20 protein-coding genes are annotated in these 20,308 nt (G+C 72.3%); 14 read left to right on the top strand and 6 right to left on the bottom strand.

What is annotated here, in order from left to right:
* Positions 1-34 precede the first annotated feature (34 nt).
* From ACQP1S_RS11770 to ACQP1S_RS11755, 4 genes are all read right to left on the bottom strand, one after another.
* Entirely contained in the window at positions 35-334 is a 300-nt protein-coding gene (locus ACQP1S_RS11770) for a hypothetical protein (RefSeq protein ID WP_432906145.1), read from the bottom strand.
* A 74-nt stretch (positions 335-408) separates the two neighbouring features.
* Positions 409-789 carry a YidH family protein gene (locus ACQP1S_RS11765; RefSeq protein ID WP_176739210.1) on the bottom strand — a complete coding sequence of 127 codons (381 nt, stop codon included), beginning with the start codon at positions 787-789 and terminating at the stop codon, positions 409-411.
* Positions 786-1,511 carry a TSUP family transporter gene (locus tag ACQP1S_RS11760; protein ID WP_432906142.1) on the bottom strand — a complete coding sequence of 242 codons (726 nt, stop codon included), beginning with the start codon at positions 1,509-1,511 and terminating at the stop codon, positions 786-788. Before ACQP1S_RS11760 ends, ACQP1S_RS11765 begins: the two co-directional genes overlap by 4 nt.
* A 1-nt stretch (position 1,512) precedes the next feature.
* Complete coding sequence (locus ACQP1S_RS11755) at positions 1,513-2,379, bottom strand: hypothetical protein (protein WP_432906139.1); 867 nt, start codon at positions 2,377-2,379, stop codon at positions 1,513-1,515.
* Positions 2,380-2,498: 119 nt separating this feature from the next.
* On the opposite strand from ACQP1S_RS11755, the gene ACQP1S_RS11750 reads away from it, so the two are divergent.
* From ACQP1S_RS11750 to ACQP1S_RS11700, 11 genes are all read left to right on the top strand, one after another.
* A complete protein-coding gene (locus ACQP1S_RS11750; RefSeq protein WP_432906136.1) occupies positions 2,499-3,281 on the top strand; it encodes a DeoR/GlpR family DNA-binding transcription regulator in 783 nt (260 codons plus the stop codon).
* A 254-nt stretch (positions 3,282-3,535) separates the two neighbouring features.
* Complete coding sequence (locus ACQP1S_RS11745; RefSeq protein ID WP_432906133.1) at positions 3,536-4,639, top strand: mandelate racemase/muconate lactonizing enzyme family protein; 1,104 nt, start codon at positions 3,536-3,538, stop codon at positions 4,637-4,639.
* A complete protein-coding gene (locus ACQP1S_RS11740; protein WP_432906130.1) occupies positions 4,636-6,087 on the top strand; it encodes an aldehyde dehydrogenase family protein in 1,452 nt (483 codons plus the stop codon). The genes ACQP1S_RS11745 and ACQP1S_RS11740 overlap by 4 nt, the downstream gene beginning before the upstream one ends.
* Positions 6,084-7,193, top strand: coding sequence for a 6-phosphofructokinase (locus ACQP1S_RS11735; protein WP_432906127.1), 1,110 nt, complete (start codon positions 6,084-6,086; stop codon positions 7,191-7,193). The genes ACQP1S_RS11740 and ACQP1S_RS11735 overlap by 4 nt, the downstream gene beginning before the upstream one ends.
* Before the next feature lie 11 nt (positions 7,194-7,204).
* Positions 7,205-8,503: an ABC transporter substrate-binding protein gene (locus tag ACQP1S_RS11730; RefSeq protein ID WP_432906124.1), complete on the top strand. Its 1,299-nt coding sequence runs from the start codon at positions 7,205-7,207 to the stop codon at positions 8,501-8,503.
* Positions 8,504-8,520: 17 nt separating this feature from the next.
* A complete protein-coding gene (locus ACQP1S_RS11725) occupies positions 8,521-9,465 on the top strand; it encodes a carbohydrate ABC transporter permease (RefSeq protein ID WP_176739204.1) in 945 nt (314 codons plus the stop codon).
* Positions 9,462-10,277 (top strand): carbohydrate ABC transporter permease, encoded by an 816-nt coding sequence (locus ACQP1S_RS11720; RefSeq protein WP_432906120.1) that lies wholly within the window; start codon positions 9,462-9,464, stop codon positions 10,275-10,277. Before ACQP1S_RS11725 ends, ACQP1S_RS11720 begins: the two co-directional genes overlap by 4 nt.
* Positions 10,274-11,272 (top strand): alcohol dehydrogenase catalytic domain-containing protein, encoded by a 999-nt coding sequence (locus ACQP1S_RS11715; protein WP_432906117.1) that lies wholly within the window; start codon positions 10,274-10,276, stop codon positions 11,270-11,272. Before ACQP1S_RS11720 ends, ACQP1S_RS11715 begins: the two co-directional genes overlap by 4 nt.
* Positions 11,269-12,129, top strand: coding sequence for a 2-deoxy-5-keto-D-gluconate 6-phosphate aldolase domain-containing protein (locus ACQP1S_RS11710; protein ID WP_432906114.1), 861 nt, complete (start codon positions 11,269-11,271; stop codon positions 12,127-12,129). Before ACQP1S_RS11715 ends, ACQP1S_RS11710 begins: the two co-directional genes overlap by 4 nt.
* Entirely contained in the window at positions 12,126-12,776 is a 651-nt protein-coding gene (locus tag ACQP1S_RS11705; protein ID WP_091253045.1) for a GntR family transcriptional regulator, read from the top strand. Before ACQP1S_RS11710 ends, ACQP1S_RS11705 begins: the two co-directional genes overlap by 4 nt.
* Positions 12,763-13,791 carry an alcohol dehydrogenase catalytic domain-containing protein gene (locus tag ACQP1S_RS11700; RefSeq protein ID WP_432906112.1) on the top strand — a complete coding sequence of 343 codons (1,029 nt, stop codon included), beginning with the start codon at positions 12,763-12,765 and terminating at the stop codon, positions 13,789-13,791. Before ACQP1S_RS11705 ends, ACQP1S_RS11700 begins: the two co-directional genes overlap by 14 nt.
* Positions 13,792-14,113: 322 nt before the next feature.
* Here ACQP1S_RS11700 and ACQP1S_RS11695 read toward each other — a convergent pair whose 3' ends face one another.
* On the bottom strand, positions 14,114-14,872 hold the full coding sequence (locus ACQP1S_RS11695; protein WP_432906109.1) for a relaxase domain-containing protein: 759 nt from the start codon (positions 14,870-14,872) through the stop codon (positions 14,114-14,116).
* A 136-nt stretch (positions 14,873-15,008) separates the two neighbouring features.
* Here ACQP1S_RS11695 and ACQP1S_RS11690 point away from each other — a divergent pair, with 136 nt between their 5' ends.
* Positions 15,009-15,416, top strand: coding sequence for a hypothetical protein (locus tag ACQP1S_RS11690; RefSeq protein ID WP_432906107.1), 408 nt, complete (start codon positions 15,009-15,011; stop codon positions 15,414-15,416).
* Entirely contained in the window at positions 15,413-18,850 is a 3,438-nt protein-coding gene (locus ACQP1S_RS11685; protein WP_432906105.1) for a CHAT domain-containing protein, read from the top strand. The genes ACQP1S_RS11690 and ACQP1S_RS11685 overlap by 4 nt, the downstream gene beginning before the upstream one ends.
* Here ACQP1S_RS11685 and ACQP1S_RS11680 read toward each other — a convergent pair.
* Positions 18,788-19,708: a sensor histidine kinase gene (locus ACQP1S_RS11680; protein ID WP_432906102.1), complete on the bottom strand. Its 921-nt coding sequence runs from the start codon at positions 19,706-19,708 to the stop codon at positions 18,788-18,790. The two genes, ACQP1S_RS11685 and ACQP1S_RS11680, sit on opposite strands and share 63 nt — an antisense overlap.
* Positions 19,709-19,743: 35 nt before the next feature.
* Here ACQP1S_RS11680 and ACQP1S_RS11675 point away from each other — a divergent pair, with 35 nt between their 5' ends.
* On the top strand, positions 19,744-20,010 hold the full coding sequence (locus ACQP1S_RS11675) for a hypothetical protein (protein WP_432906099.1): 267 nt from the start codon (positions 19,744-19,746) through the stop codon (positions 20,008-20,010).
* Positions 20,011-20,308 lie beyond the last annotated feature (298 nt).

Here is a 20,308-nt window from a genome sequence, read left to right as displayed (position 1 = left end):
CGGCTGTTCTGACTGGCGTTGGCGACACTACGTCTCAACCGCCGGCTGGGCGGTGCAGCACAGCGAGCGCCACGCCGAGGCCACCGGCGGCGGTGGCGAGCGCCACCGCTGCCAGCCAGGGACCGGGGGCACGGGCCGGGCCCCCGGCCGGACCGGCGCGGGTGAGGAGCCGTCGCCGTGCCGCCAGCGCGACGACGACGACCGTCGTCGCGCTGGCGACGGCGACGAGGAAGAACCAGCCACCGAGGTACGACAGGAGCAGCCGGCCGACCACGGCCACCGCGACGACGAAGGCCGTTCCGGTACGCCGCCAGGCCAGCACCGTGCGTTCCACCTGCAACCCGCAGTCGTTCGACGAGCCGGGGTCCACGGGGTCGCGCCGGCCATCGGGTGAGCGGCCGTGATCGGTCACCGGATCAGACCGAGGAGGACCAGCACGCCGACGAGCAGCAGACCGACACCGAGCGGGACGGCCAGCAACGGTGGCGGGAGGCTGCGGCCCAGTCTCAGGGCGAGTTCAGTGCGGGCCCAACCGCACCAGGCCTGGGCCGGCGCGGCGGTGCCGAGCAGGATCAACACGATCGCCGCCGCCCGACGGTAGCCGGGCACGATCGGCAGGGTCACCGCCTCCAGTGCCACACCGGCGGCGAACAACGCCAGCGAGGTGCGGACCCACGCCAAGAAGGTCCGCTCGTTGGCGAGACTGAACCGCGGATCGGGGTCACTGCCCCGACCGAAGACGCGCCGCGGCCATCGGGTCGACGGGGGCGGGCTGGCGGCGGGTCTCACCACGATGCCAGTCCCTTGACGATCGCTATGGTGCTTCCTGCGAGGGCGAGAGCGAGCATCCCGCGCCGGGCGGCGCCCTCCGGCAGCCACCGTTGCAGGTATTGCCCGCCGCCGATTCCCGCCAGCATCGCCACCCCGCAGGCCAGCAGCAGTCTCCAGGACAACACCGGGGTGCCCTTCGCGGCGAGGGACAGCACGTTGGTCACCAGGCCGACGAGTTGCACGGTCGGCACGAAGCTCCGGTGGTCCCAGCCGGTGCTGGCGGCGTAGACCGCCAGTGGGGGGCCACCCGTTCCCGCCGTGGTGTTGAAGAAGCCGGACGCGAACCCGGACGCCGCCGCCCCGCCCCGACGCCGGAGCAACGGCATGCTCTGGCCGACCGCCACCCAGGCCACCGAGGCCGCGGTGATCAGGCCGATGCCGACGAGCAGGGCCGGGCCGGGCAGTTCCCGGACCACCCAGACGCCCAACGGCAGGGCCAGGACCACCCCGGCGATCATCTGGACGGCCACCCGGCGGCGCAGCGCCCGGACGGTCATGCACAGCACGATCAGATTGATCACCGCGGAGAGCAGGTTGGCCAGTGTCACGCCCGAGAACGGGCCGAGGATCACCACCAGGAACGGGGCGGCGACCAGGGCGAAGCCCAGACCGGTCGCCCTCTGCATGACAGCGCCGAGGGCGACCGCGCCGACCGCGAGCACGTCGCCGACGGGCACCATGTCAGTGCGACACGGCGTCGTCAACCACGTCGGCGAGGCGGCGCAGCCGGTCGACCGAGACCGTGCGCAGGTCGTCCGCCATGGTCGCGCTGCCGACCACCGAGGCCCAGACCGCGCGGCCGGCGAGGAAGCCGGAGGCGCCGGCGCGGCAGGCGAGCCGCACGGCGTCCGGGAAGACCTCTGCGGGTACGCCGGAGGACAGCACCACCCAGGGGCTGCCGATGGCCGACGACAGGGCGGCGCAGCCGGCGGTGATCTCGGCCGGGGTGCCCTTGCCGTGGGTCGGCACCTCCGACTTGTAGAGGTCGGCACCGAGGCCACCCAACTCGCGGGCCGCCGCGTGGATGCCCGCCTCGTGGTCGTAGGCGCCGCCGTCGCGTGGCCCCCGGGACACCGGTTCGATGATGCTGACCAGCCCGGCCTCCCGGCAGCGGGCGACGAAGTCGGTGACCATGGCGATCCGTGACTGCGGTGCCTCGTCGGGCCGGTAGAGGACGAGCAGTTTGAGCGCCCGGGCACCTTCCTTGCGGACGGTCGCGGGGTCGACGTCCGGGTCGATCGTCACGTCGGCGACGAACTCGGTGGCGCTAGGGATGAACGCGTCGGCCGCGGCGATCAGTGCGCAGGACGGGTCCACGGCCTGCTCCGCGAGCACGGCGTCCCAGCCGAACTGCTTGTCCACGAGGATCGCCGACGCGTACGGGCTGAGCGCGCGCGCCGCGTCGACCTTGAAGGCGGTCAGCTGCGCGTCGGTCACGGGCGTCGACCCGGTGGCGGCGAACATAGCCCGCAGCGCCTCGCGCTGGTCGACGGCGAGCATGGCGTAGCCGCCCGACGGGCGGGCGAGGATCGAGGGGTCGACGGGCATTGTTCCTCCGGCGGGTGAGCGGCGCCGCCGAGAGCGGCGACGTCGAGACGCTGAGATCAAAGGTTGGTTGAAAACTACCATCTACTGGTAGGAGCAGAACAAGGGCTAGACTGTCCGACGTGTCAGGGGAAGCGATGCGCTACGACGGCGCCCCGCTGCGGCGGACGCACATCATGGCCGCGCTACGTCGGGCCGGCTTCCTTTCGGTCGCCGACCTCAGCGCCCAACTCGGCGTGTCGCCGATGACGATCCGCCGTGACCTGCGGCGACTCGCCGACAACGGTGAGGTTCTGCTGGTGCACGGCGGGGCCAGCCTGCCGCCGGGCGGCGCCGGGGGCCCCGGCTACACCTCCCGCGCGCTCAGCCATGCCGACGCCAAGCGGAAGATCGGCGTCGCCGCGGCCCGCCTGGTCCAGCCGGGTGACACCATCGGCGTCGACAGCGGCACGACCGCCGCCGAGGCGGCCCATGCGCTGCCCGAGGACTTCGACGGCTGCGTGATCACCCATTCCGTTCCGGTGCTGGCCCACATGCTCTCCCGGCCCAGGTCACGGGTCATCGGGATCGGCGGCGAACTACTGCACGACAACCAGGCGCTGGTGGGGTTCGCCGCCCTGGACCTGGTCCGGCGGATGCGGGTGCGCCTGCTGTTTCTCGGCGCGAGCGCCGTGGACGAACGGGGTGCCTACGTACGCTCCGAGGTCGAGTTGAGCGCCAAGCACGCCCTGATGGACATCGCGGACGAGGTCGTGCTGCTCGCCGACACGAGCAAGCTGACGGCCTCCGCACCGGTGCTGGTCTGCGGCTTCGATCGCATCGACACCCTGGTCGTGGACGGTCCGCTGCCCGACGCGGCGGCGACGGCGGCCCGCCGCACCGGCACCCGCGTCCTGACCGCCTAGCTCGACCGGCCCGCGTCCGACGCCGGCACGGCGCCCCGCCGCCGGAGCACCGGGTCACCGAACTCCCCGGCTGCGACAGTTCGTCCTTTTCGCCGGGAACCATCGCGCACCTTTTCTTGCGGCTGGTCTTGACGTCTCGACAAGAGACGTTCAACACTGCATGCACATCTGATCGAAGTGAGAGAAGGCGCATGGACCTCGGAGCCGCATCCTCAGCCACGCAGACCCACCGGGTCACGTTGCCGGCTGCCGCGGTGGCAGACGTGCGCTGTCGGGTCTTCCGGGCACGCGCCACCGAGTCCATCGCCATGTCCTTCGCGCCGCTGACCCACCGCGTGATGGTCCTGGTCGAGGTCGAACTGGCCGACGGTTCGGTGGGCGTCGGCGAGAGCTGGGCGAACTACCCCTCCTGGGCGTGGCGCGAACGGATCGCCACGATCCACGAGGGCATCGCACCCCGCATGAGGGGCCGCCACTTTCCCGATCCGGCCACCGCCCAACGGGCGCTGCTCGCCGAGCTGGTGCCGCTGGGCCGCCAGTGGGGCGCACCCGGCCCGATCCACCAGGCGGTCAGCGGCGTCGACATGGCGCTGTGGGACCTCGCCGCCCGGCACCGCGGCGTCGCGCTGGCGCAGTTGCTCACCCCGCATCCCCGCACCGAACTGCCGGCATACGGTTCCAGCCTCGGACCCACCGGGGTCGCCGAGGTCGCCCACCGCTGCGCCGCGCTCGGGCTCACCGCGGTCAAGGTCAAGGTCGGCTTCGACGCCGACACCGACCTGGCCAACGTCCGCACCGCCCGCCGGATCCTCGGCGACGGAGTGCAGGTCTTCGCCGACGCCAACCAGGCGTGGGGGCCGACCGAGGCGCTGAGGATGGTGCCCGCCCTGGCCGACCTCGGGGTGACCTGGGTCGAGGAGCCGTTGGCCGGCGACGATCCCCGGGCGCTGGCCGAGTTGGGCCGCCGTACCGGCATGCCGCTGGCGACCGGCGAGAACCTCTACGGCGCCGCGGCGTTCCTGCCCTACCTGGAGGCGGTCGAGATCCTCCAGCCCGACCTCGGCAAGGTCGGCGGCGTCACCGAATACCTGGACATCCTCGCGGCTGGGCAGGCGGCGGGACGGACCGTGAACCCGCACCTCTACAACGGTGCGGTCGCCACCGCCGCGACCGTCCAGGCCGGCGCGATCTCGCCCGCGACCCGGCTCATCGAGTGGGACGTCCGCGCCAACCCGCTGCGGCAGGCCGCCGACGGCCTGCTCACCACCCACGGCACGGTCCGCGTGCCGGACCGGCCGGGATTCGGCATCGATCTCGACCAGGACCAGCTCGACGCCTACGAGGAGCAGCTACCGTGACCGACCCCGTCGTCAACGACATCCGCTCGGCCGCCACCGCCGTACGGGTGGCCGGCCGCAGCGCCGGTGGGCCACCGCTGGCCGTGCTCGACCCGGCCACCGGTGACCCGTTCACCGAGGTCGCCACCGGTGACCGCGCTGACGCGGCGGCGGCCCTCACGCTGGCTCGGCAGGCGCTGCCGGTCTGGGCGGGGACGCCGCAGGCGGCCCGGTCGGCGGCGCTGCGGGCCATCGCCGCCGACGTCGAGACGCTCGCCGCCCAGCCCGAGTGGGCCGCGCTGATCACCCGGGAGACCGGCAAGCGGCTCGCCGAGTCGACGGCCGAGTTGGGGCTGACGGTCGGCTACTTCCGGATCATGGCCGATCTGCTGGACCGGCAGCAGGCCGAGCAGTTGTCCGTCGTACCCGGGATCACCCACCGGGTGAGCACCCGGGCCGCCGGAGTCGCCGTCGTCCTGACACCCTGGAACTTCCCGGTCTCCATTCCCGCTCGCAAGATCGCGCCGGCGTTGGCGGCGGGGTGCCCGGTGCTGTTCAAACCCTCCGAGCTGACGCCGCTGTCGTCGATGGTGCTGGCTGCGGTCGTCGAACGGCACCTGCCGGCGGGGGTCCTGTCGACGGTGCTCGGCACCCCGACGGACGTCGTCGACCCGTGGCTCGCCGACCCCGCCGTCGGCGTCGTGTCCTTCACCGGGTCGACCCGGGTGGGGCGGCTGGTCGCCTCGGCCACCGCGCCCCGCTTCCTGCCCACGGTGCTGGAACTCGGCGGTTGCGCGCCCTTCCTGGTGCTGCCCGACGCCGATCCGCAGGCGGCGGCGCAGACGCTGCTGGTGGCGAAGTTCCGCAACAACGGCCAGTCCTGTATCGCCGCCAACCAGGTCCTCGCGGCCCGCGCGGTGGCGGCCGAGTTCACCGAGGCGTTCGTCGCGGCGGTCGAGAAGATGGTCGTCGGCCGGCCCACGGATCCGGCCACCGACCTCGGCCCGCTGGCTCCGGCGGCGGACCCGGCCCGGATGGCCGCCCTCGTCGACGAGGCGGTGGGCCGGGGCGCGCGGAGGGTCACCAGCGGCGTCGTTCCCGGCCGGGGCCACTTCGCCCCGGCGACCGTGCTGCTGGACGTGCCCGTCGACAGCCGGGTGATGACCGACGAGATCTTCGGACCGATCGCGCCGATCCACGTCTACGACGACCTCGACGACGCGCTGGCCCTGCACCACGCCACCGGCTACGGCCTGGCCGGCTACGTCTGCGGCACCGACCTCGATCGCGCCCACGCCGTCGCCGAGCGCCTGCACGCCGGGATCGTCGGCATCAACACCGCCACCCCGAACACGCCGTGGATCCCGTTCGGCGGCCTGCGGGACTCGGGGCTCGGATACGAGGGCGGCCGGCCGGGCCTGGCCGCGTTCCAGACCTACCTGTCCGTGGGCACGAAGGCGCAGGGATGACGATGCGCCTGCTCATCGGTCAGACCGGCGCACCGACCAGTGTCGTCAACGCCAGCCTGCGCGGCTTCCTCGACGCGGCGGCGGAGCACGACGTACTGGCGCTGCGGGGCGGGCCGGACGGCCTGGTCGAGGGCCGGTTCACCCCGGTCACCGCCGCCGACGTGCCGGTCGCCGCGACCCGCCACGGCGGGTCCTGGCTCGGTGCCGGGCGGCGGGCGGTCACCGACGCGGACCTCGACGTGGCGCTCGACGTGCTGGTTGCCAACGGGGTCGACGGCGTGGCCCTGATCGGCGGGAACGGGACGATGGCGCTGTTGCACGCGCTGGCGGGCCGGGCTGCCGCGCGCGGGCACGAGCTGACCGTGGTCGGCATCCCGAAGACCGTGGACAACGACCTGGTCGGCATCGACCACAGCCCTGGATACGGCTCGGCGGCACGCTACCTGACGACCGTCGTCCCGGATCTGGCGCGGGACCACGCCGCGATGGCCGGCGTCGAACCGGTACGGATCGTGGAGACCCTCGGCCGCTCGGTGGGTTGGCTGGCCCTCGCCGCGACCTGGCACCGCGACGACCCGGGCCACGCGCCGCACCTGGTTCTGATCCCGGAGCTGCGCTTCGACCGGCTGGCGTTCCTCGCCTCGGTGCAGGACGCGCTGCACACGCACGGGCGGGCGTTCGTGGTGGTCAGTGAGGGCGCGGTGCCCGAGCTGACCGACGAGCCGTTCGGGGCCGTCAACCACTCCCGGATCATCCTCGGGGGCGTCTCCCGGGCGCTCGCCAGCCTGGTGAGCACCGAACTGGCGGTCGCCGCCCGCGGCGAGGTGCTCGGCATGGCCCAGCGCAGCGCCGGCGCGCTCGCCAGTGACGTCGACCGGGCGGAGGCCACGGAGGCGGGACGCCACGCGGCGAAGCTGTTGGCCGACCGCGCCACCGGGTTGATGGTCGGCCTGCACCGCAGGTCCGGCGGGACCGGCTACGACCCGGTGCCACTCGCGGAGGTGGCCGGTCGGACCCGGCCCGTGCCACCGCGATGGCGCACCACCCGGCCCGCCGACCTCGGCGACTTCCACGACTGGCTCTCCCCACTCCTCGGCAAGAACTGAAAGGCACACCGATGCGACAGAAGATGTTGAGCGCCGGATTCGCCCTGGCCCTCGTCGGCGGGCTCGCCGTCGGCTGCGGCGACGGTGGCGGCTCGGGCGGTGACGCCAACGAGATTTCCATCGTCATGTCCAACCACCCGTGGCAGAAGGCCATCGAACCGCTGATCGGCGAGTTCGAGAAGTCCTCGGGCGTCAAGGTCAACGTGCAGACCTTCGCCGAACAGCAGGCCCGCGACAAGATCTCGCTGACCCTGCAGTCCCGCAGTTCGTCCATGGACGTGTTCATGACGTTGCCGTCGCGGGAGGGCCTCCAGTTCGCCAAGGCCGGCTACTACGCCCCGCTCGACGACTACATGAGCAAGTCCGGCAGCTACGACGCCGCCGACTTTCCGGCCGCGGTCAAAACCGGCATGACGATCCAGGACAAGACGATCGCCGCGCCGGTGAACGTCGAGGGCGTCGTCCTGTTCTACAACAAGGACCTGTTCGCCCAGTACGGCGTCACACCGCCGAAGACCCTCGACGAGCTGCCCACGGTCGCCGCCGAGATCAAGCGGAAGTCCGCCGGCAAGGTCACCCCGATCGCGTTGCGCGGGCAGTCCGCCGCGCTGCCGTTCACCTTCGGCCCGTTCCTGCACTCCCAGGGCCTGGAGTGGACCAAGCCGGACGGCACGCCGAACTTCGACACGCCCGCCGCCGCCGACGTGATCAACCGGTACGCGACCCTCGCCCGGGACTTCGGCCCGCCCGGCGTCGCCAACAACACGTTCACCCAGTCCTCGGCGCTGTTCGCGGCGGGCAACGCGGCGATGGAACTGGAGTCGAGCAACGAGATCGGCAGCGTCAACGACCCGAAGACCTCGAAGGTCAGCGGCAAGATCGGCGTGTTGGACTTCCCGGCCGGCTCGGCGGGTTCGAAGTCGACCGTCCTGAACTGGGGCATCGCGATGTCCTCGTACTCGAAGCACAAGGACGCGGCCTGGAAGTTCATCGAGTGGGCGACCGGCAAGGCCACCCAGCTCAAGCTGACCGAGGGCGGCATCGCTCCGCCACGGACCTCCGTCGCGCAGGACAAGTCGTACACCGACACGCTGACCACCGACACGCTGAAGGAGTGGGCCGCGGCGCTGGCCAACGTGCAGACCAGCGGCTCCACCGAGGTCGGTCCGGTCGGCGTCGCCGCCCCCGAGATGCGCAAGGTCGTCGGGGAGGCGGTCGGCAAGGTGATCCTCGGCCAGTCCGACGCCGACACCGCAGCCAAGGAGATCCAGACCGGCCTGACCCCGCTGCTGGCGAAGAACGCCGGGTAACGGCGATGGGCGACCTGATGACGAAGCCGTCCGCCACCCCCGGACCCGTCGGCGCGGGTCCGGCGGTGGGGACGCCGCCCCGGCGGCGTCGCCGCCGGGTGGACCCGACGGCCCGGGGTGTGTTGCCGTTCGCGCTGCCGGCCGTGCTGGCCACGGCGGTGCTGGTGCTGGTGCCGATCGGCTACACGATCTGGCTGTCGGTCAGTGACCGGCAGGCCGACGGGACGAACTCGGGGTTCCTCGGGCTCGCCAACTACGCCGAGATGTTCGACAGTCCGCAGTTCTGGAGCTCGCTGAAGATCACCCTGTTCCTCTTCGTGGTCTGCCTGCTGCTGGAGACCGTCCTCGGGTTGGCGCTGGGCTACGTGATGAGTCTCGACGTGCCCGGCCAGCGGATCTTCCAGGGGATGATGCTGATCCCGGCGATCACGGCCTCGGTCGCGGTCGGCCTGGTCTGGTTGCTGATCATGGACCCGACGCTCGGCGCGGCCAACCAGATCCTCGGCGCGGTCGGCATCGACCCGGTGGTGTGGCTCGGCGACCCGGACGTCGCACCCTGGGCCATCGCCCTGGTCGACATCTGGCAGTGGACGCCGTTCATGGCGCTGATCATCTCGGCCGGTATCCGGTCGCTGCCGGAGGAGCCGTTCGAGGCCGCCGCGCTGGACGGGGCGAGCGGCTGGCGGCTGGCCTGGAACGTCGGCCTCCCGCTGCTGCGCCCGGTGCTCACCGTGGCGATGCTGCTGCGCACGGTCGACCTGGTGCGCTTCTTCGACACGATCTACATCATGACCCAGGGGGGTCCGGTGAACTCCACGAACACCCTCAACGTCTACGGCTACAACGCCGGTTTCGTCGACAACCAGCCGAGCTACGCGGCCACCCTGCAGATCGCCCTGCTCGCCCTGGTCATCATGATCGCCGGCCTGTTCACCTGGTTCCGTCAGCGGGCCGCGCGATGACCCGGCGGCTCAGCGGTGTCTACGCCGCGTACCTCGTGTTCACGATCGTCTTCTTCGGCCCGGTGGTGTTCATGCTCTGGTCGTCGTTGCGCGACAACGTCGACATCACCGGCTCGCTGTTCGACCTCGGGTCGCCACTGACGCTGGACAACTTCACCAACCTGTTCGAGCGCTTCGCGTTCGGCCGGCACATCGCCAACAGCTTCATCGTGGCCGGCGGGTCGACGATCCTCGGGCTCGCCCTCGGCGCACCGGCGGCGTACGTGATCGTGCGCCGCAAGCTGGCCGCGCTGGGCTTCGTCACGCTGCTGGCCCGGATGGCGCCCGGCGTGCTGTTCGTGCTGCCGCTGTTCGTGCTCTCGATCCGCATCGGTGGCCCGGACAGCGTGGCGCTCAACTACGCCCTGCTGATCGTCGCGCATCTGATCATCACGCTGCCGCTGTGCATCTGGCTGCTGGTGCCGTTCTTCGAGGAGATCCCGATCAGCATCGAGGAGTCGACGCTGATCGACGGCGCGAACGCCTGGCAGCGGTTCCACAAGATCGCGCTGCCGCTGGCCCTGCCCGGCCTGTCGGTCGCGTTGACGCTCAGCTTCGTCTTCAGCTGGAACTACTTCCTCTTCGCGCTGGCGCTGGCCAACGAGCGGACGATGCCGCTGACCGTCATCGCGTTCAACTTCATCGGCCAGGGGTCCAACGACTTCGGCGGCCTGATGGCCGCGAGCGCGCTCATCTCCGCGCCCGCCCTGCTGCTGACCATCTTCGCGCAGCGCTGGCTGGTGCGCGGCATCACCGGAGGAGCCGTCAAGTGACATCCACCCGGGCCCGTTTCCAGGGCAACGGCGAGATCACCTTCGAGCAGGTCACGCTCGGCGACGTGGCCGAGGGCGAGGTGCGGCTGCGGGTCGACGTCTGCGCGCTGTGCGGGTCGGACAAGCGGCTGCTGCACAGCGGTGCGACCGTCGTGCCGGGCCACGAGATCGGCGGCACGGTCGTCGGCGGCGCGCTGCCCGCCGGCACCCGAGGCATCGTCTACATCCCGGTCTTCTGCGGTACGTGTGTCCGCTGCGCCGCCGGCCGCACCAACCAGTGCCTGCACCTGTCGCAGCTGATCGGCTGGCAGCGTGACGGCGGTTTCGCCGAGCACGTGGACGTACCGGCGCGGTGTGTCCTACCGGTGCCGGACGACATCCCGCTCTCGGTCGCGGTCCTCGGGCTCGACACGGTCGGCACCGCCGCGCACGCGCTGCGGCTGGCGTTGCGGACCCAGGACACGGTGGACCGGCTGCTGGTCGTCGGTGCCGGGCCGCTCGGCCTCGGTGTCGTCGCGGTCGCCCGTGCCATGGGCATCGCCGTGGACGCCGTCGACCCCAATCCCGCCCGGCTGGAGACCGCGACGGCACTCGGCGCGACACCCGCCGGTGACCTGTCCGCCGAGAACCAGTACGACGTGGTAGTCGAGGTCAGCGGCGCGGACGCGGCCCGGGCGACGGCCCAGCGGGTGATCCGCCCCGGGGGCACGGTCGTCGCGTTGGGCGAGTCGAACGAGCCGTACACCATGCCGGCGACGCCCCGCTGGCGGCGGACCGACTGCTACACCGTGCGGTCCTTCTATTTCCCGGTCGACGAGATGGCGGCCAACTGGGACCTGTTGCGGGTCATGGGCGGGCCGCTGCGGGACCTCCTCGTCACGCCCCTGACCCTGCCCGAGCTGCCCGAGGCGTTCGCCCGCTTCGTGGCCGGCGACCATGTCAAGCCCTGCATCGTCTCGGCGGACGCCGATGTCGTGTCGGAGGTGACCCGATGAGCCTGTTGATCCTCGCCGTCGACCAGCGTCCCTGGCTCACCCAGGCCCTGTACGGCCACACCGGCACCGCGCTGCCCGCGCAACGTGCGGCGATCACCGACGGCAAGCACCTGGTCCTCGACGGGCTGCTCGCCGCCCTCGACGCCGAGCCGCGCCTGGCCGCGCACGCCGGCATCCTGGTCGACGACCAGCTCGGCGCGGGGGTGCCCGAACGGGCCCGGGCCCGTCGGGTGACGCTGAGCATGCCGGTCGAGCGCGGCGGTTGCGACCTGTACGAGACGGAGCCGGCCGACCTGCCGGGCTACCTCGCCCACTTCCGTCCCGAACTGCCCAAGGTGCTGGTCCGCTACAACCCCGACGGGTCCGCGGCCGACAACCGCGAGCAGCGGACCCGACTGGCCGGGGTCTCGCGGGCCGTCCGGGATTCCGGCGGCCGGTTCCTCTTCGAACTGCTCGTGCCGCCGACGGCGCAGCAGCGGACCATCCCCGGTGAGGTCTTCGACACCGAGGTACGACCGGGGCTCATCCACCGGGCGATGGCCGAGATCATGCCCGAGGTGCCCGTCGACGTGTGGAAGGTGGAGCACCTCGGCGCGCCGGAGCACTACCGGAGGGCCGCCGACCTCGCCGCCGAGACCGGCGGTGAGTGCATCCTGCTGGGCGCGAACGCCCCACGGGCCACAGTCGACGGTTGGCTGGCCGATGCCGCCGCCAACGGGTTCACGGGGTTCGCCATCGGCCGTAGCATCTGGTGGGACTCGCTGCGCGGACTTCTGGCCGGTGAACTGACGCGGCCCGAGGCGATCGCGGCGGTCGCCGCCAACTACCGCCACTTCGCAGGGACGTTCCTCCAGTGACAAGCTCTCTCCAGGCCGACCCGCAGCGCGTCGGCGAGGTGCTCTACCGGACCCTCCGCGACCGGATCATCTCCGGCGCCCTGCGGCCGGGGGCCCGGCTGAGTGTGCCGGCCCTCGCCGAGGAGTTCCACGTCAGCCGCAGCCCGGTCCGGGACGCGGTGATCCGCCTCGTGCAGGAGAACCTGGTCGTCGAGACGATGAACCGGGGCGCCGAGGTCGCCCGGGTGTCCCGCGCCGAGTTGGTCAGCCTCTACGAGGCCCGCGAGGTCCTGGAGGGGGCGGTGGCCCGGCTGGCGACGGAGAGGTACGACGCGGCGCTGCGGCGTACCCTGCTCGCGCTGCTCGCCGAGCACCGTGCGGTCGCCGAGCAGGGCGACTTCGGCCGCCACCTCGAACTCGACGCGGCGTTCCACCGGGCGATCCGGCAGGCGGCGCAGAGCCCGGTGCTGGCCCGGATGCTCGACAGCGTGCAGAGCCGGGTGCTGGTGGCGATGCGCTCCACCAGCCTGACCGGCGGCATGGTCCAGGCCGTGCACGAGCACCAGGCCATCTTCGAGGCCATCGGCGCGGGTGACCCGGAAGCCGCCGAGGAGATCGCGCGGGCCCACATCCGCCGGTTGAAGGAGCTGCTCCGTGCCGCTGACTGAGGCCCGTTTCTTCGGCGCCGGAGACGTCCGGTTGCTCACGGCCGAGCCGGCGTCGCCCGGCCCGGCCGAGGTGGCGATCGCACCCCTGGCGGTCGGCGTCTGCGGCACCGACAGCCACATCGTCGCCGGCAGCTTCGCCGCCGCGCCCCAGGTCGTCCTGGGTCACGAGGTGTGCGGCCGGATCATCGAGGTGGGCCCGGCCGTCGACGGGCTCGCCGTCGGCGACCTGGTCACCGTCGAACCGCACGACTACTGCACCCGGTGTACGTACTGCCGGCTCGGTCAGGAACACCTCTGCGACGACAAGCGCGGGTACGGCGTGAAGCTCGACGGCGGCATGACCGAACGCATGGTCGTGCCGGCGCGGATCGCCTACCGGCTGCCCGACCGCACGCCGCCGTGGATCGGCGCGCTGACCGAGCCGCTGGCCTGTTGCCTGCACGGAATGGACCGACTCGACCCGCGCTCGGGGTTGCCGATCCTCATCTTCGGTGCCGGACCGGCCGGGGCGATGATGGTCGCCCTCGCCAGGGCCCGTGGGCTCGCGCCGGTGGTGGTGCTCGATCCGCGCGACGACCGGCGGGCAGCCGCGCTGCGGATGGGCGCGGACGCCGCCTTCGACCCGGCGTCGCTGGACGAGGCCACCGCGCTGACCGACGGGCTCGGCTTTCCGCACGTCGTCGACGCGGTCGGCGCCGGCCGAGTCCTGGAGTCGGCGATCGCGGTGTCCTCGCGTGGCGGCCGGGTCCTCGTCTTCGGCGTGGCCCGACCCGACGACGAGGCCCGGGTCCGCCCCCACGACATCTTCGCCCGGGAACTGACCCTGGTCGGAGCAGTGATCAACCCGTACACGCACCACCGGGCGGTGCGGTTGTTGCCGACTCTGGGCCTGGATCGGTTGCGCCCGGCCTTCTACGGTCTCCACCAGCTACCGGAGGCACTGGCGGCGCAGCGCGCCGGCACCGCCGACAAGGTGTTCATCGCCCCGCACGGCATCGCCGCAGCTCGGGGCTGACGCGAAGGAACGTCCCTCTCCCCCGCTCAGGGGGTGCTCCAGCATGCTCAGGATGAGCCCGAGCACTTTCGCGCAGCGTGGCCAGCACGACGGCGCGGCACCCCCAGAAAGGTCGCCGGATCCGCCGAGGACCGTGCGGGGTGTGCGGCACGTCAAAGCCGACGTACGGCCCGCCCCGGTGCCGGTCACCGCCGGCACCGCCTACGCCGCGCCGTACCTGGTCCGCCGCGCCGAGACCGTGCTGCGGGGCCGCGACGACACGGCGGGGCGCACGGCACGTCGGCGGTGCGGTGCGATCCTGTCCGCTGTGGGATCGCCCCGGTCATCCGCCGGCAATCGCGCATCCCGCGTTGCGCCAGAACTCCTCGTCGTCGAGCAGTGCCCGGGGTACCCCGTCGAGTTCGAAGGAGTGACCCGTGCCCGCCCCGGCGGTGTTCCTGACCCGGTAGCCGAGCGTCACCAGACGGTCCGCCAGGTGGGCCTCGGCAGCGGCGTCACACTCGCGCTGGACGTCCTCGTCGGCCAACGTCGGCTCGTCGGGCTGGGCCAGCGTCCCGTCCTCGTCCTGCACGGCGAACAGGCAGCAATGGACGTGCAGCAGCGGCGGGATGGGCCCTGCCGCGTCGGAGCGGGTGCCGACCGCGTGGGACACCAGCGCGGCGACGAACGACCGGGCCGGGCGGACCCCGTCGACCAGCGCGGCGGAGCGGGCCAGGTGCGCCAGCATGCTGCGGGCGCTGTCGCGGATCGCCTCCTCGATGTCGCTCTGCGCCCCGGTGTCGAGCTGGGTCCACGCGATCGACAGGGAGCGGGGCGCCAGGTAGACCAGGTTGTACAGGGCCGGGTCGGGCAGCACCCGTACACCGCTATCGGTGTGCCGCCCGACCAGGACGTGCGTCAGGTCGTGCGGGTGAACCGGCGTTCCCGGGCGTAGGCCGAACTGTTGTAGGGCGTCGCCACCGCCGAGCCAGGCCGTCGCCGGGGCGGCTGTCGTGCGGTCCGGCCGGAATGCCTGCGGGGAGAGCCCCGGGTCGAGCAGTTCGCTGACGATCGCGGCTGCCTCGGATTGATCTTCTGACATGCGCTCTCCTCGTGTGCGTTCACCGCCGGGGCTATCACCGTCGGGCCATCGGTGATCATCGTGGCTCATCTGTCGGGCTGACTCCTACCGCTACAGTGTGTTGCTCCACTGTCGATAGTCGGGAGGGACGTCAGTCATGCTCACGGGCTCGGGCACCGAAGAGATCATCCTGACCTGGCAGCGGGCTGACCAGCCCGGTGTCGTGGAGTTCGTGGTCACTGAGCGGTACGCCGGTGAGGTGCGGACGCTACTGGCCGCGCAGGATGTGGCGGTCGACCGGAGCCCGGCGGCGTTCCGCACCACCGGCAGTGACCTGATGACGACCCTGGTGGCGGTGGCCGACACTCCGGCGGCCTGGGTCGCGGTCGGGGTCGCCATCAAGGCGTTCTTCGACCGGCACCGGGGTAAGCGGATCAAGGTGGACGAGGACGGGCTGACCGACGCGAGCAACTACTCGGCGCGGGAGATCGAGCGGATCATCCGCGCGCTCGCCCGGCCCGACGCGACCGGGGACGGCGCCGAGGACTCCACCCGGGGCCAGTGACCGGCCGGCCACCGATGAGCTGCCACCTGCTCGTCGACCAGGTCCGGGAGACCCTGCGGACCGCCGCCGAGGAGCAGCTCCGGCTGACCGCGACGGTGCCGCGACCCCAGGTCCACCTGTTCGTCGAGGGTCTCCGACAGGCCTACGTCGGCTGTGTCGAGGCGCGGGCCTTCGCCAGCGGCACGGACGCGGCGACAGCGATCGGCGCATTGGGCTTTGCCGCGGCGGCGCTGCCCGCCAGCCACCTGTTGGTGGTGTGGGAGCAGGTCGACCTGATGGCCGGGTTGGGGGAGCCGCTGGTGGGCGACAGCTCGTTGGTCGTCCTGGAAGCCACGGCCGATGACCACAGCCTGGCCTGGTATCCCCTCCTGGCAGCCGGCGCCGGCATCGAGCGGCAGGTCCGGCGGCCGGCGGCTCGGGCGCGGCACCGGGCTCCGCTGCCCGCGCCGATCGACACCCTGCTGGCCACCTGGCGGGGCGTCCGTCCGCCGGACTTCGCCACGACCTTGGCGATGCTCACCGACCACGGGTACGCGTTCACGGCAGCGGCGACATCGCCGCCGCGAGTGATCCGCAGGCCGGCGGACGCTCTCGACGTCGCCCGCTCTGCCGTGGGCGAAGCGCTCGCCACACTGGCGCCGGACGCGGTGGACAGGGCCTGTCGGGCGGTGCGCGACGCGCTCGCCCTGATGCCCGACGACGATCCCCGCCGGGGGCTCTACCTGGTCGACCTCAGCCAACTCCTGCAACAGCGCTACGAGCACGGCGGTGACCTCGCCGACGTGACCGCCGCCGTTCGCGCGGCACGGCAGGCCGCCGGGTACCCGGCCGGCGACACCCCGGCCCGACGGCTGGACGCGCTGGGGACCGCACTGCGGATCTGGTACGAGGCGACCGGTGAACGCGCCGGTCTCGACGAGTCGATCGAGGCGTCCGCCGCGGCGGTCGACGTGCTGCCCGACCACGACGACAATGCCGCGACCTGCCTGGTCAACCTCGCCACAGCCCGACACGTCCGGTTCCGTGCCACCGGCGACGTCGGCGACCTCGACCAGGCCGTCTCGGACGGCCGCCGTGCCCTCGGATGGTTGAGGCCCGACGACCGGCGCTGGGCACAGGCAGCGATGATGCTGTGCAACTTCCTCGAGGCCCGGTACGCGCTCACCGGCGTTCTCGCCGTACTCGACGAGGCGATCAAGTTCGGTCGGGCCGCCGCGACCGCCCCCGGGGATGTCGGCTGGATGCACGCCGCGTACCACGCCAATCTCGCCCGGACGCTGGACGCCCGGTACCGACGCACCGGCGAACTCCAGTCGCTGCACGACGCCATCGACGCGGGACGGACGGCAGTGGCGGCGGTGCCGCCTGTTCATCCTGAACACGCGCGCTACCAGTTGGTGTTGTCGGAGTCGCTGCGCGCGCTGTTCGACCGTACCGGCAACCTCGTGGACCTCCGCGCCGCCATCGAGGCCGCGCACGAGGCAACGGCGGCAGTGCCGACCGGTCATCCCAACCGACTCAACCACGTGGCGAACCTGGCCCTGCTACAGACGGAGCGCAGTCGCTTCACGACCGGGACGTCCGGACTGGACAGTGCGGTCGCACTGCTGCGGGAGTCCCTTTCCGAGGCTCCGGCCGAGCATCCGCAGCGGCCAACGGCTCAGGCCGTCCTCGCCGACGCGCTACGGCTGCGGGCCGAGCGGACCGGTGACACGACAGCAGTCGACGAGGCGGTCGACCTGGCCCGCCTGGCCCTGGACTCCCTCTCCCCCGACCATCCCCGCCGGAGCACGTTGCTGAGCACCCTCGCGCACGCCCTCGACGCCCGACACGCCGTCGGCGCCGACCAGCGGGACCTTGCCGAGGCGATCGACCTGCTGCGGACGGCGGCGGCGCACCGGACGGCGGCGGTGGGCCCACGCCTCGATGCCGCCCGAGCCTGGAGCGACATCGCGGTCGCCGCCGGTCGGACCGACCTTGCCGCGCAAGGCCTGGACACCGCCGTGCGGCTGCTGCCACTGCGTGCCGCGCGAGGACTGCACCGGACCGACGCGGAGTACTGGCTCGGTCGCCTTGCCGGCCTGGCGCGGGACGCGGCTGCTCTCGCGGTGGCGAGCGGGTCACCGCAGCGTGCGGTCGAGTTACTCGAACTGGGTCGTACGGTGCTGACCTCGCAGGCGCTCGACGGCCGGACCGACCTGTCCGAACTTCGCGAGCACGATCCGGCGCTCGCCGACCGTTTCGAACTCCTCAGCGCGCGGATCGAGGGTGTGGGCAACCCCGCGGCCGAGGACCGCCGGAGCTGGGCCGACGAACTCGACGCGGTGGTGGCCCGAGTCCGCGCGCTGCCCGGACTGGAGCGCTTTCTCCTGCCGCCGGTGGCCGCCGACCTCACCGCCGGCACCGCCGCAGGGCCGATCGTGCTCGTGAACGTCAGCCCGCACCGTTGCGACGCCCTACTCGTCACCCCGGACGGGATCCGGGCGCTGCCGCTGCCCGACCTCACGCCTGACCGGCTCACCGAGGTGGTGGCGCGGTTCCTCCCAGCGGTCCGTGACGATGTCACGTCGATGTTCCGCAACCGCCAGGAACGTGCCGAGACGATCATCGCGGACACCCTGGCCTGGCTGTGGGACGCCGTTGCCGGTCCGGTTCTCGATACGCTCGCACCGGCGCCGGGCGACCGGCTGTGGTGGGTGCCCACCGGTCCGCTCACCCTCCTGCCACTGCACGCGGCAGGACGCCCGCAGGGACCGTCGGCGCTGGATCTGTGCGTCCCGTCGTACGCGCCGTCGATCCGGGCACTGACCCACGCGCGCGCCGCCGTCGTGCCCCCGGCACCGGGACGGACGCTGGTTGTCGGCATGCCCAGTACCCCGGGCGAGACGGACCTGCCCGCCGCACTCCGCGAGGCCGCCCTCGTCGCGGAGCAGGCACCACAGGCCCGCACCCTCATCGGCCCGCAGGCGGTCTCGGCCGCGGTGACCAGGGCCATGGAGAACAGCACCTGGGCGCACTTCGCCTGCCATGCCACCACCGGCGCAAGCCCATCGGACAGCCGGCTACTCCTGCACGACCACGCCACACAGCCACTGACCGCCACGGGGATCTCCCGCCTGCGCCTGCGATCGGCGTCACTGGCCTACCTTTCCGCCTGTGACACCGCCGTCACCAGCACGGACCTCGCCGACGAGGTCATCCATATCGCGTCCGCGTTCCACCTGGCCGGCTATCCGCGTGTCATCGGCACCCTGTGGAACGTCAGGGACGACGCGGCAGCGACGATCGCCCACGACGTGTACGCCACGCTCACCGCCGGTCGGCCGGATCCGAGCCGGGCCGCGCGTGCCCTGCACCAGGCGGTCACCCGGCTACGCGACGAGCATCCGGACCGACCATCCCGTTGGGCCAGCCATGTGCACCTCGGGCTGTAGGCCGGCGACACCGGCCGTCGGTCCGGCGGTCGTCCGCCGACGCCGGTAGCCGCGTTGGTCGCCGCTACCGCGACGGGGCCCGCAGGCATGCTCCGGCACGTTGGTCAGCGACTCCTGCGCGATGCGGTACAGCGTCAACCCGACAGCGGGAGGGAGGAGCCGCGCCTCGCCGACGCTGTCGAACGCCACCCGCAGGCCGGCGTCGGCGACCCGGCCGAGCAGGTCCTCGATCTGGGTCTCGTCGGGCAACGGATGCCGGTCCGGGTCCGTCGGCGCGTCCGGCTCGCGCAGCAGACGTACAGCCGCTGCCAACTCGCCGATCGCGTCCGCATTGATCTGCCTGGTGGTGTCGAGCATCGCGCGGGCGGCGTCGGGGTCGTCGACGACCAGTTCCCGCGCGAGGTTCACCTGGATGCCGACGACCGCGATGGTGTGGGCGGTGACATCGTGCAACTCCCGGGCGATGCGCAGCCGCTCGGCGAGCAGCCGCCGGGCCGACTCGCGCTCCTGCTGGCCACGCTCCGCGGCGAGCCGGGCCGCGAACTCGTGCGTGAGCAACTCCCGGGTACGCACGGCGGTGCCGGCGACGAGGGCGAGGGCGAGCATCGCGGCCTCCCGTAGCGCGCCGTCGAGCAGTTCGAGCGGTGGCGCACCGGCGTGCAGCACCCAGCCGGTGGAGACCAGCAGGGTCGAGGTACCGACCGCCGCCCCGATGAGCGGCTGGCCGCAGCGGGCCACCGTGTACAACGGCACGAGCAGCGGCCAGATGGGCGAGACACCGGAGAAGTCCGTCAGGTTGTAACCCATGACGGCGATCAGAGACAGCACGAGCACGAGCACCGGACCGGCCGCTGGCAACCCTGCTCCATCTCCGTCGCGGGCTGACCCACGACGTGATCGCGGCCTGGCTCGGGGTGCACCGCTCGACGATCAGCCACAGCATCACCGAGATCCGGCCGCTACTGGCCGAACGCGGCTGCGGGATACACGCCGGCATCCGATCCGGACCCTCTCCGACGTGGTGGCCCACCTCGGACACCACCCGCAGGCGTCGATGGACGCCACCGAAGTGCGGGTACGCCGTCCGGTCGCGGGCCGAGCGGGCCGGGACCGGTTCCGTCGCGTCCTCGAAGGGCTGTCGTTCGCCGACCTCGACGTGATCCTCGCCACCACCCCGGTCACCAACACCTCCCTCACCCGCTACACCCGTACCCGGGGCCGTCTCGACCTCGTCAGGTTCGCCGCCACCCCCCACCTGACCACGGAACAGCACCGCCACGGACGGGAACGCCATCGCGGGGCGACCTCAACAGCCCGTGCCCAGCGCGGAGAGCGAGCATCCCCGGTCGACCTGGACGAGGGCGCGGCCTGCTCGGACGCTCAAACCCCACGCCCGAGCAGGTGCCACGATGGCCGACTACCCGTCGGCGAGGGTGAGGTGGCGGTGTCAGCCGGTCC

The sequence above is a fragment of the Micromonospora matsumotoense genome (assembly GCF_050951065.1).
Classification (GTDB): Bacteria; Actinomycetota; Actinomycetes; order Mycobacteriales; family Micromonosporaceae; genus Micromonospora; species Micromonospora matsumotoensis.
This window is presented reverse-complemented; position numbering and strand designations above follow the sequence as displayed.

Bases quoted from the DNA above. Each gene is read 5' to 3' on its own strand.
- ACQP1S_RS11720 (WP_432906120.1), top strand. From the start codon at position 9,462: ATGACCCGGCGGCTCAGCGGTGTCTACGCCGCGTACCTCGTGTTCACG.
- ACQP1S_RS11730 (WP_432906124.1), top strand. From the start codon at position 7,205: ATGCGACAGAAGATGTTGAGCGCCGGATTCGCCCTGGCCCTCGTCGGC.
- ACQP1S_RS11690 (WP_432906107.1), top strand. From the start codon at position 15,009: ATGCTCACGGGCTCGGGCACCGAAGAGATCATCCTGACCTGGCAGCGG.
- ACQP1S_RS11710 (WP_432906114.1), top strand. From the start codon at position 11,269: ATGAGCCTGTTGATCCTCGCCGTCGACCAGCGTCCCTGGCTCACCCAG.
- ACQP1S_RS11760 (WP_432906142.1), bottom strand. From the start codon at position 1,511: ATGGTGCCCGTCGGCGACGTGCTCGCGGTCGGCGCGGTCGCCCTCGGC.
- ACQP1S_RS11695 (WP_432906109.1), bottom strand. From the start codon at position 14,872: ATGTCAGAAGATCAATCCGAGGCAGCCGCGATCGTCAGCGAACTGCTC.
- ACQP1S_RS11725 (WP_176739204.1), top strand. From the start codon at position 8,521: ATGACGAAGCCGTCCGCCACCCCCGGACCCGTCGGCGCGGGTCCGGCG.
- ACQP1S_RS11735 (WP_432906127.1), top strand. From the start codon at position 6,084: ATGACGATGCGCCTGCTCATCGGTCAGACCGGCGCACCGACCAGTGTC.
- ACQP1S_RS11755 (WP_432906139.1), bottom strand. From the start codon at position 2,379: ATGCCCGTCGACCCCTCGATCCTCGCCCGCCCGTCGGGCGGCTACGCC.